The following is a 9,444-nucleotide window of genomic DNA, read 5'->3' as shown; positions in this document are numbered from 1 at the left end:
GGGCGTGGGCCGGGGGGGGCTCGTGCGCCGGGGTGATGGGTTTGGGCTGGGCGCCGCCTTTGCCGCCGCGCCCGCCGGGGGCCCCCCGCGCCTCGGCGGCCAGGGCGGCCTCCTTGCGGGGCCGCTTCAGCGCCGAGACCGGCGCCTCGACGATGTTCTCCAGGACGGTCAGATGCGGGAAGAGATGGAAGTTCTGGAAGACGAAGCCGATCTGCGTGCGCTGCTTGAGCACCTCGCGCTCGCGCAGCTCGTACAGCTTGTCGCCGGAGCGCCGGTAGCCGACGAGCGCGCCGTCGACGCTGATCCAGCCCTTGTCCACCTTCTCCAGGTGGTTGATGGCGCGCAGGAGCGTGGACTTGCCGGATCCGGAGGGGCCGAGGACGACGGTGACCTCGCCCGCCCGCACCTCCAGATCGATGCCTCGCAGCACGTCAAGCGATCCGAAGGACTTGTGCACGGACCGGAGTTCGACCATCGCGCTCATCGCGATTCCCCCTTGGAGAAGTGACGTTCGACGTAGTGCTGGAGGACGGAGAGGGCGGTGGTGAGCAGCACGTACCAGGCGGTGGCGACCATCAGGAGCGGCACGACGCGGCCGTTGCGGCCGTAGATGACCTGCACTTGGTAGAAGAGCTCGCCGATCGCCATCACGGAGACGATCGAGGTGCCCTTGAAGAGGGAGATGATCTCGTTGGCGGCGTTGGGCAGGATCGAGCGCATCGCCTGCGGGAGCACGATGCGGCGGATCTGCCGCAGCCTGGGGATGCCGAGCGCGGCCGCCGCCTCCAACTGGCCGCTGTCGACGGCCAGTACGCCGGCCCGCACGATCTCGGCGGCGTACGCGGCCTGGTGCAGCGCAAGGCCGAGGACGGCGGCACTCATCGCCCCGACGAGCCCCATCGTGTCGAAGGAGAAGAAGCCGGGCCCGAACGGGATGCCGAACTGCAACTCCTTGTAGAGATAGGCCAGGTTGAACCAGAAAAGCAGCTGCACGATGAGCGGGATCGACCGGAACGCCCAGATGTAGGCGAAGGCCACCGACTTCAGGAAGGGGCTCGCGGAGAGCCGCATGAAGGCGATCACGATGCCGAGCGCGAAGCCGAGAGCCGTGCCGTAGAAGGTGAGCTGGAGGGTGACCCAGACCGCCTCCAGGATCACATCGGCGGTGAAGAACTCGGCGAACACCTCCCATTCCCACCCGGAGTTGGTGGCGAGCCCGTGCACGAACTGGGCCACGAGGACGGCCGTGGCGGCGACGGCCGCCCAGCGCCAGGGGTGGCGCACGGGAACGACTTTCAGCGCGCCGTAGTCGTCGTCCTTCACGAGGTCTTCGGTCGGCCTGCGCTCCGTCACGCTCATCGGGTCCGCTCCGAACCGCGCGCGTAGTGCCGCTCCACGTAGTACTGTCCGACGCTCAGCAGCGAGGTGACCACGACGTACCAGATGGTGGCGACCAGGAGCAGCGGGATCACCTGGTAGGTGCGGTGGTAGACCAACTGCACGGAGTACAGCAGGTCCTGCACCGCGATCACGCTGACGATCGAGGTGCCCTTGAGCGTGCCGATCAGCATGTTCCCGGCCGGCGGCACGATCGAACGCATGGCCTGCGGCAGGACGATCCGCCGCCATCTGCGCCACCGGCCGAGCCCGAGCGCCTGCGCGGCCTCGATCTGCCCCCGGTCGACGGAGAGGATGCCGCCGCGCACCACCTCGGCGGCGTACGCGGCCTCGTGCAGGGTCAGCCCGATGACGGCGATGCTGATCGGCCCGAGGAGGTTCACCGTCTTCACGCCGAAGAGATACGGGTACAGCGCCCCGATGTTGAACCAGAACAGCAGCTGCACCAGGATCGGCATCGACCTGAAGAGCCAGACATACCCCCAACTGACGCCCCGCAGCACGGGGTTGGCCGACAGGCGCCCCGCCGCGAGCAGCGTGCCGAGCGCGAAGCCGAGCACCATGACGACGGCGGTCAGCCAGAGCGTCAGCCACAGGCCGCGCAGCACGGACGCGGAGGTGAAGTGGTCGCCGACCACGTCCCACTGGAACGCGTCATTGCGTACGACGGAGTTGACGGCGAGCCCGAGCAGCACCAGGACCACCGCGGCTGCCGCCCACTGTCCCGCGCGGCGCTGCGGCACGATGCGCGGGAGATCGGGCGGGGGATCTTGCGGAGGGGCGGTCGCGGCTTTGGCGAGCGTGTCGGAAGACATGGCGAAGGCTCCGTGGATACGGGAGGTGATGCCTTCACACGGACCGAGCCCCTCAGCACGATCCGCCTTGAGAGTAAGGGGCGGTTCACGCGCCCTGTCAAGGCCGTCCAGGATGTGAGCGTTACGTCTCAGGGCAGTTGACGTGGAAACGGATGCCTGCTCCACTTGCCCCATGCATTCGCAGCAGTGGCTGGTCACGCGCTCCCACATCGACTTCGGTCGCGTGTGGTCCGCGTCGTGTTCGACGACTCTCTGAGCCGACCCCCTGCGCGCTGAGCCCTTCGCTGTTCCCGGGTCTCTCCCGCCTTGCATCTCCCGTGCGCCCGCGCGCCGTTGACCCCGCCTTCACACGCGTACGCCACTGCTGCACCGCCATGAGCAGCGGCACCCCCTCCCCTCGCACGTCCGCTCCGCCCTGCCCTGCTGCCTTGATGGAGACCGTCACGCCATGAGCAAGTCCGCGCATCCGCGCTTCCCGCACTCCCGCCGCATCCCTGCGGCCTTCGCCCTGATCACCGCCGCCACGCTCACGCTCACCGCCTGCGGTTCGGGCGGCTCCGCCGACACCACGGGCGGCGCGGCACCCGCGGGCAACAGCGACAAGATCCCCACCACGGACGTGGTCTCCTCGGTCGAGAAGAACGAGGCGGCGGCGGAGCTGCTCCCCTCGGACGTACGCGAACGGGGCACCCTCAACCTGGCGACCGCCGTCGGCGGCAGCCCACCGGGCAACACCTACCTGGAGGACGGGAAGACGATCGTCGGCCAGGACGCCGACTTCGCGGAGGCGGTCGCCAGGACACTCGGCCTGAAGCTGAAGCGGGAGCCCGCGAGCTTCGAGGCGATCCTGCCCGCCCTGGACAGCGGCAAGTACGACCTGGGCACCGGCAACTTCGGCGTGACGGAGGAGCGGCGCAAGACGATCGACTTCGTCACGTACATCAATGACGGCCAGGGCTTCGCCGTCCGTGACGACAGCAAGCTGAAGAAGGTCACCGACTTCAAGCAGCTGTGCGGCCTGAACGTGGCGACCGGCGCGGGCACCACGTTCGAAGTCACCCTGGAGGACAACAAGCATGTCTGCGACGGCGCCGGCAAGAAGCCGTACAGCGTGAAGACGTACGCCGAGCAGAGCGCGATCTGGGGCTCGCTCCAGCAGGGCCGCAGCGATGTGGTGATGTCCACGATCAACGGCCTGCGCTATGCGGTCGCCCACCAGGAGGGCCTGAAGTTCCTGGGCGAGTACCACCGCCTCGACGTCGGCTTCGCCTTCAAGAAGGGCACGAAGCTGGCGCCTGCCTTCCAGGCGGCGGTGAACCGGCTGATCAAGGACGGCACGTACACCCGCATCCTGAAGAAATGGGACACCCAGGGCTCAGCGATCGAAAAGTCCGAGATCTCCCCGCCGGAGGTCGCCCCGTAGGGGCGCGGGGAACTGCGCGAGCAACCACATCGAACCCGCAGACAAACAGCACCACCCCGGAGCACCTACAACCCGCAGTCACAACAAGAGCAGCACTCACAACACGAGCAGCACCCACCGTCCCCGCAGTTGTTGCAGCACCCCTCCCGCTTCTTGCGGGACCAGGGCCCTTCGTACGAATCCGCACAGCACAACTTGCAGGTGCAGCACAGCCCGATGGCAACGGCACACCCCGCCCAGAACCCCCGCTTCCCCGGCTTCGGCGGCTGCGGCTCGAACGCGGGCCCACCGCCAAAGCCGCCGGGACCACCCGGACCACCGGGGGCACCCGGCACCCCGCCTCCGTACGGATTGCCACCCCCGTACGGAGGCTGCTGCCCGTACGGCCCACCCTGCTGCCCATAAGGATTCCCACCCTGCGGCGGCCCGAACGAACCCCCCTGATGAGCCGTCACCTCATGACTGTGCCCACACGCATCGGTCCCGAAGGCCCGGTCCACCGACCTGCTCAGCTCATGCGCGAGCAGCACATGCGCCAGCTTGCCGTCGGTGAACTCGGCGTCCCGCAGCGCAAGGCGGATGCCGTGCACCGCGTCGTCGGCGAGGCGGCGGGCCTGGGCGAGGTCGGTACCCGTGGCGGCCAGGGGATTCCACGCACCCGACACAGCGTCAGCGTGCCTGTCCTCCACGGCATCCAGGAGATGCGCGAGCCGCCCGAAGAGCCGACCCGCCTCGGCGAGCGGCTCCGCGTTGCCGGGCCTGCCCGCTATGACGGCGGTGTGCGCGAAGGCGGCCGCCGTCGCCGTCTCGGTGGGTTCGGTGACCGTCAGCAGCGAGGTGCCGGGGCCCGCCAAGCCCTCGATGCCGACCTGCCGTTCGACGGCGTCGACCAGGACCGCCGTGTCGAAGCCCACATCGGCAGCGGTCCGCGCGCCCGCCCGGTCCCAGCTCCGCGCGACCTTTCGCGCGGCGGCGGCCACCGGCCTGCGCGCCAAGAGCCCGTCCCCGTCGACGACGTGGTCGCGCACCTTGGCCGACGCGAGCACCAGCGAGACGGCGGCGGCGAGCCGCGCGCCCTCGCCCTGCGCGACGGAGGCGGTCCGCATGCCGCGCAGCGGACAGGGCCCCGCGGTGCGCCGCCAGCCGGTCGACTTCTCGGCCTGAGCCTCCGTCAGAACCGAGATGATCAGGCCGTCGTAGTTGGTCACGACGCGGGCGAACTGCCCGTGGTCACCGCGCAGCGCGAGGCAGAGCCCGCACAGATGCGCCATCCACTGGGTCTTCAGACCCTCACCGAGGCGGTGGCTGCATGGCCTGACGATTCCGAACAAGACGACTCCCCCGAGAAGCCCGGCGAACGATCAACTCCGGCATCGTATCCAGGGGTCCGTTCACCCGGACGCACCGGCCGTCACCCGAACGCCGGGAAAATCATATTTCACTCAGTGTCAGCAGCCGTATACGGCAAGACCCTTGGGGAATCACGTGCTTCGGGCAGTTGACTCTGCACCAGTACCGTCACGAAAACCCCGCGCGGCGACTATCCACTTGGCGCACCATCCGCATCATGGACGAACATGGGGATGCGGAAAGCAGAAAGCCCGCTGTGAGAGGAGGCGTCCATGGGATCGGTGCGCAAGGCGAGTGCCTGGCTTGGCCTCGTCGACGACAACAATGACGAGCGTTACTACGACGGCTACGACGATGACGGTGCCGAGGGACCCGGCGATGCCTGGGTCACCGACCCGCGGGTGCGGGTGGCGAGCGAGACGGCCGAGGAGCAGGGCCGCCGGATCGGGACCGTGACCCCGGACAGCTTCCGGGACGCGCGTGGCATCGGCGAGATGTTCCGGGACGGCGTCCCGGTCATCGTGAACCTCACCTCGATGGAGCCCGGCGACGCCAAGCGCGTCGTGGACTTCGCGGCCGGCCTGACCTTCGGTCTGCGCGGCTCCATCGAGCGCGTGGCCACGCGGGTCTTCCTGCTCACGCCCGCCGACACACAGATCGTCAACGGGGAGGCCACGAGCCGCCCCGCCGACGGTTTCTTCAACCAGAGCTAGCGGGCGAGGCCGCTCACCGGAAGGCGTCGATGCCGGTGAGCGCCTTGCCCAGGACGAGCTGGTGCATCTCGACGGTGCCCTCGTAGGTGAGGACCGACTCGAGGTTCGTCGCGTGCCGCATCACGGGGTATTCGAGCGAGATCCCGTTGGCGCCGAGGATCGTCCGTGACGTACGGCAGATCTCGATCGCTTCTCGTACGTTGTTCAGCTTGCCGAAGCTGACCTGCTCGGGGCGGAGCCGGCCCGCGTCCATGCGCCGGCCGAGGTGGTGCGCGAGCAGGATGCCCTTGTGCAGCTCGACCGCCATGTCGGCGAGCTTGGCCTGGGTGAGCTGGAAGCCGCCGATGGGCCGGCCGAACTGCTCGCGGGTCTTGGAGTAGGCGACGGCCGCCTCGAACGACGAGCGGGCGGCGCCCATGGCTCCCCAGACGATGCCGTAGCGCGCGTGGGAGAGGCAGCTCAGCGGGCCCTTGAGGCCGGTGACCTCGGGAAGCACCGCGTCGGCGGGCAGCCGCACCTCGTCCATCACCAGCTCGCTGGTGACGCTCGCGCGCAGCGACCACTTGTGCTTGATCTCGGGCGCCGAGAAGCCGGGGGCGTCGGTCGGCACGACGAATCCCCTGATCCCGTCGTCGGTGTGCGCCCAGACGACGGCGACGCCCGCGACGGATCCGTTGGTGATCCACATCTTGCGGCCGGTGAGCACCCAGTCGGTGCCGTCCTTCTTCGCGAACGTGCGCATGGACGCCGGGTCGGAGCCATGGTCGGGCTCGGTGAGCCCGAAGCAGCCGATGATCTCCCCCGCGGCCATCCCCGGCAGCCAGCGCTGCTTCTGCTCCTCGGAGCCGAAGCGGTGGATGGCGTACATGGCGAGGGAGCCCTGCACGGAGACGAGCGAGCGGATGCCGGAGTCGGCGGCCTCCAGCTCGAGGCAGGCGAGCCCGTACTGGACGGCGCTCGCGCCCGCGCAGCCGTAGCCCTGAAGGGACATGCCGAGCGCGCCGATCGAGCCGAGCTCGCGGGCAAGATCGCGGATGCCGGGCAGCTCGCCCTTCTCGTACCACTCGGCGATGTGCGGCAGGACGCGGTCGGCGGCCCAGGTGCGGACGGTCTCCCGGATCGCGAGGTCCTCCGGGTCGAGGAGGTCATCGATGCCGAGCGGGTCGGTGGGGTCGAAGGGCGGCAGGGTGCGGCTGCTTGCGGACATGGCGGGCCTCCGGCGGCGCAAAAACTAGCAGTGTTAGCTACAGACGACTCGCGCTGACGCTACGACGCCGTGTCCCGCGCGTCCACCGGGTCAGCGGACCGACTCCGCGGCGACCACCGTCGCGTCACGGGGCGCCGGTATCCCCGGCTCGGGCTTGGCCTCGGGCTCGGGCTCCGCCGCGCCACACTCCATGGTCCGCGGCAGGCGCAGCGCCATCAGCGCGCCGAGCAGCAGCAGCCCCGCGCTGACCAGCAGCGTCACATGCAGACCGTGCACAAAGGACTCGCGCGCGGCGTTGCGCAGCGCGGCCCCCGCGTTGCCGCCGAGCCGCGAAGCGATCTCGTACGCCTCGCCGAGCGAGTGCCCCGCGGCGCCGCTCTCCTTGGCGGGGACGCCGGGCACGGAGGAGAGCCCCGGCGCGTACGCCGCGTTCATGACGCTGCCGAGCAGCGCGATGCCGATGCCCGCGCCCAGCTGGTACGAGGTCTCGCCGATGGCGGCGGCGCCGCCCGCCTGCGACTGGGGCGCCTCGCTGAGCATCGACTCGTACGAGCCGAAGAGCGTGGTCTGCAGGCCGAGGCCGAGCAGGACGAAGCTGGTCAGGAGCAGCGGGTCATTGGCCTGGTCGCCCATCCCGGTGAGCACCATCACGGCCACCGCGGTGAGGGTGAAGCCGGAGGCGACCATCGTGCGCGGGCCGAAGCGGTGCAGCAGCTTCGATCCGGCAAGGCCGGCGGCCATCGCGGCGACGGTGAGCGGCACGAGCCGCATACCGGTCTCCAGCGGGGAGAGGCCGAGCACCAGCTGCAGATACTGCGCTGCGACCAGTTCCAGGCCCACCAGGGCGAGCATCGCGAGCACGATGCAGCCGAGCGAGGTGGAGAACGCGGGCCGCGCGAACATCGACAGATCGATGAGCGGATGCTCGCGCCGCCGCTGCCTGCGCACGAAGCCGATCAGGAGGGCCGTGCCCACGGCGAACGCGAGCAGGGTCGTCATGCCGAACGGCGACTCGCCGCCGCCCGCGCGCTTCACCGCGAAGACGAGACCGAAGAGGCCGCCCGCCGCCATCAGCGCGCCGACGACGTCCCACGGTCCGTTGCGGTTGCCCGTCGACTCGGGGAGCAGCCAGCGCCCGATGGGCAGGCTGACCAGCATCAGCGGGATATTTATGAGGAAGACCGAGCCCCACCAGAAGTGCTCGAGCAGGAAGCCGCCGAGCAGCGGCCCGCCCGCGGCGCCGATGCCGGCCACCGCGCTCCACACGCCGATGGCGACGGCGCGCTCGCGCCGGTCGGGGAAGACCTGCCGGAGGATCGAGAGGGTCGCGGGCATGATCATCGCGCCGCCGACGCCGAGCAGGGCGCGGGCCGCGATCAGGACCTGCGCGTTGTCCGCCGTGGCCGCGACGGCCGAGGCCACGCCGAAGAGCGCGTATCCGAGCAGCAGCACCCGCCGCCGGCCCACCCGGTCACCGAGGGTGCCGAAGAGGATGAGCAGCGAGGCGCAGACCAGTGGATAGACGTCGACGATCCACAGCAGCTCGATGCCGCCGGGCTTCAGGTCCTCCGTGACGGCGGGCACCGCGACATGCAGCACCGTGGCGTCGACGGCGACGAGCAGCAGGCTGACGCAGAGGACGACGAGCACCAGCCAGCGGTTGGCGCCCTCCTGCGACCTGGGCACCCGACGGCCGGAGGGAGCAGTGGCCGTGGTTGTCCCCGACATGTGCGATACCTCCCAGTGATCCCTCGCATCGGCGGCCCGCGGGACGTGATCTCCCAGCTGGCGGCGGCGAAAGGCGAGTGAGCCGTCAGAGTACGCGAGTTCACGGCCGTGGCGCGTGGCGGACCTCTCATGGTTGTGCGCAGACCGTGTGGCGTACGCCACGCCGCCCACCCATGGACCACGCATGGACCACGCACCCGGGCCGCCGCGCGGTTCCTGCGTACGCCGATAATCGAGCCCGTGACCGACCTCGATCAATGCCTGCCGCGGCCCTCGTACGGCGCCCGCGCGGGGACCGCGCTGCGCCGCGCCGCGCCCGCGCTCCTCGCCTACGCCGGGGTGCGCGCCCTGGGCATCGCGGTCCTCGCGGTGTGGAGCGCGGCGGCGGGCAAGAGCCCGCACACGCTGCTCACCGCCCGCTGGGACTCGCTCTGGTACACCCGCGTCGCCGAGTTCGGCTACGGCTGGGAGGTGAAGCTCCCGGACGGCAGCGTCCACTCCAACCTGGCGTTCTTCCCGCTCCTTCCCTGGCTGGAGCGGCTCGTCTCGGCGGTCAGCCCGTTGTCGTACGCCGATGCGGGCCTGGTGGTGAGCTGGCTCGCGTCGCTCTGCGCGGCCGGAGGGATCTTCGCGGTCGCCGGTCATCTGTACGGGCGCCGGGCGGGGATCTGCGCGGTCGTGCTGTGGGCGGTGCTGCCGGTCGGCATCGTGCAGTCGATGGCGTACAGCGAGTCACTGTTCACCGCGCTCGCGGCCTGGTCGCTGTACGCGGTGCTCACGGGCCGCTGGGTGTGGGCGGGCGTGCTCGCC

The 9,444-nt window shown here is 70.1% G+C and carries 8 protein-coding genes and 1 pseudogene; 3 read left to right on the top strand and 6 right to left on the bottom strand.

From position 1 onward, the window contains the following. The 3 genes from ACFWY6_RS38525 to ACFWY6_RS38515 form a co-directional block, all read right to left on the bottom strand. Nucleotides 1-484, bottom strand: a 484-nt coding sequence (locus tag ACFWY6_RS38525) for an ATP-binding cassette domain-containing protein (RefSeq protein ID WP_384700566.1), incomplete at its 3' end; no start/stop codon positions are given. Then, nucleotides 481-1,359, bottom strand: coding sequence for an amino acid ABC transporter permease (locus ACFWY6_RS38520; protein WP_384700565.1), 879 nt, complete (start codon nt 1,357-1,359; stop codon nt 481-483). The genes ACFWY6_RS38525 and ACFWY6_RS38520, both read right to left, overlap by 4 nt. Then, on the bottom strand, nt 1,356-2,213 hold the full coding sequence (locus ACFWY6_RS38515; RefSeq protein ID WP_361816185.1) for an amino acid ABC transporter permease: 858 nt from the start codon (nt 2,211-2,213) through the stop codon (nt 1,356-1,358). Before ACFWY6_RS38515 ends, ACFWY6_RS38520 begins: the two co-directional genes overlap by 4 nt. Nucleotides 2,214-2,661: 448 nt before the next feature. Here ACFWY6_RS38515 and ACFWY6_RS38510 point away from each other — a divergent pair, with 448 nt between their 5' ends. Next, the gene (locus ACFWY6_RS38510; protein ID WP_384700562.1) at nt 2,662-3,636 is read left to right on the top strand and encodes a transporter substrate-binding domain-containing protein; all 975 of its coding nucleotides are present in this window, start codon (nt 2,662-2,664) and stop codon (nt 3,634-3,636) included. Nucleotides 3,637-3,701: 65 nt separating this feature from the next. Here the strand turns inward: ACFWY6_RS38510 and ACFWY6_RS38505 are convergent, their stop codons facing one another. Then, a complete protein-coding gene (locus ACFWY6_RS38505; protein WP_384700560.1) occupies nt 3,702-4,967 on the bottom strand; it encodes a DUF5685 family protein in 1,266 nt (421 codons plus the stop codon). Nucleotides 4,968-5,258: 291 nt separating this feature from the next. On the opposite strand from ACFWY6_RS38505, the gene ACFWY6_RS38500 reads away from it, so the two are divergent. Further along, a complete protein-coding gene (locus ACFWY6_RS38500) occupies nt 5,259-5,699 on the top strand; it encodes a cell division protein SepF (protein WP_384700558.1) in 441 nt (146 codons plus the stop codon). Nucleotides 5,700-5,712: 13 nt separating this feature from the next. On the opposite strand, the gene ACFWY6_RS38495 is transcribed toward ACFWY6_RS38500, so the two are convergent. Next, nucleotides 5,713-6,906: an acyl-CoA dehydrogenase family protein gene (locus ACFWY6_RS38495; protein WP_360777891.1), complete on the bottom strand. Its 1,194-nt coding sequence runs from the start codon at nt 6,904-6,906 to the stop codon at nt 5,713-5,715. A 90-nt stretch (nt 6,907-6,996) separates the two neighbouring features. After that, nucleotides 6,997-8,634 carry an MFS transporter gene (locus tag ACFWY6_RS38490; RefSeq protein ID WP_384700556.1) on the bottom strand — a complete coding sequence of 546 codons (1,638 nt, stop codon included), beginning with the start codon at nt 8,632-8,634 and terminating at the stop codon, nt 6,997-6,999. A gap of 261 nt (nt 8,635-8,895) precedes the next feature. On the opposite strand from ACFWY6_RS38490, the pseudogene ACFWY6_RS38485 reads away from it, so the two are divergent. Next, nucleotides 8,896-9,444, top strand: a pseudogene (locus tag ACFWY6_RS38485) (hypothetical protein); the annotation flags it as partial.

The sequence above is a fragment of the Streptomyces sp. NPDC059037 genome (assembly GCF_042740015.1).
Lineage (GTDB): Bacteria > Actinomycetota > Actinomycetes > Streptomycetales > Streptomycetaceae > Streptomyces.
The sequence above is the reverse complement of the archived record's forward strand: the minus strand, read 5'-3'. Positions and strand labels throughout refer to the sequence as shown.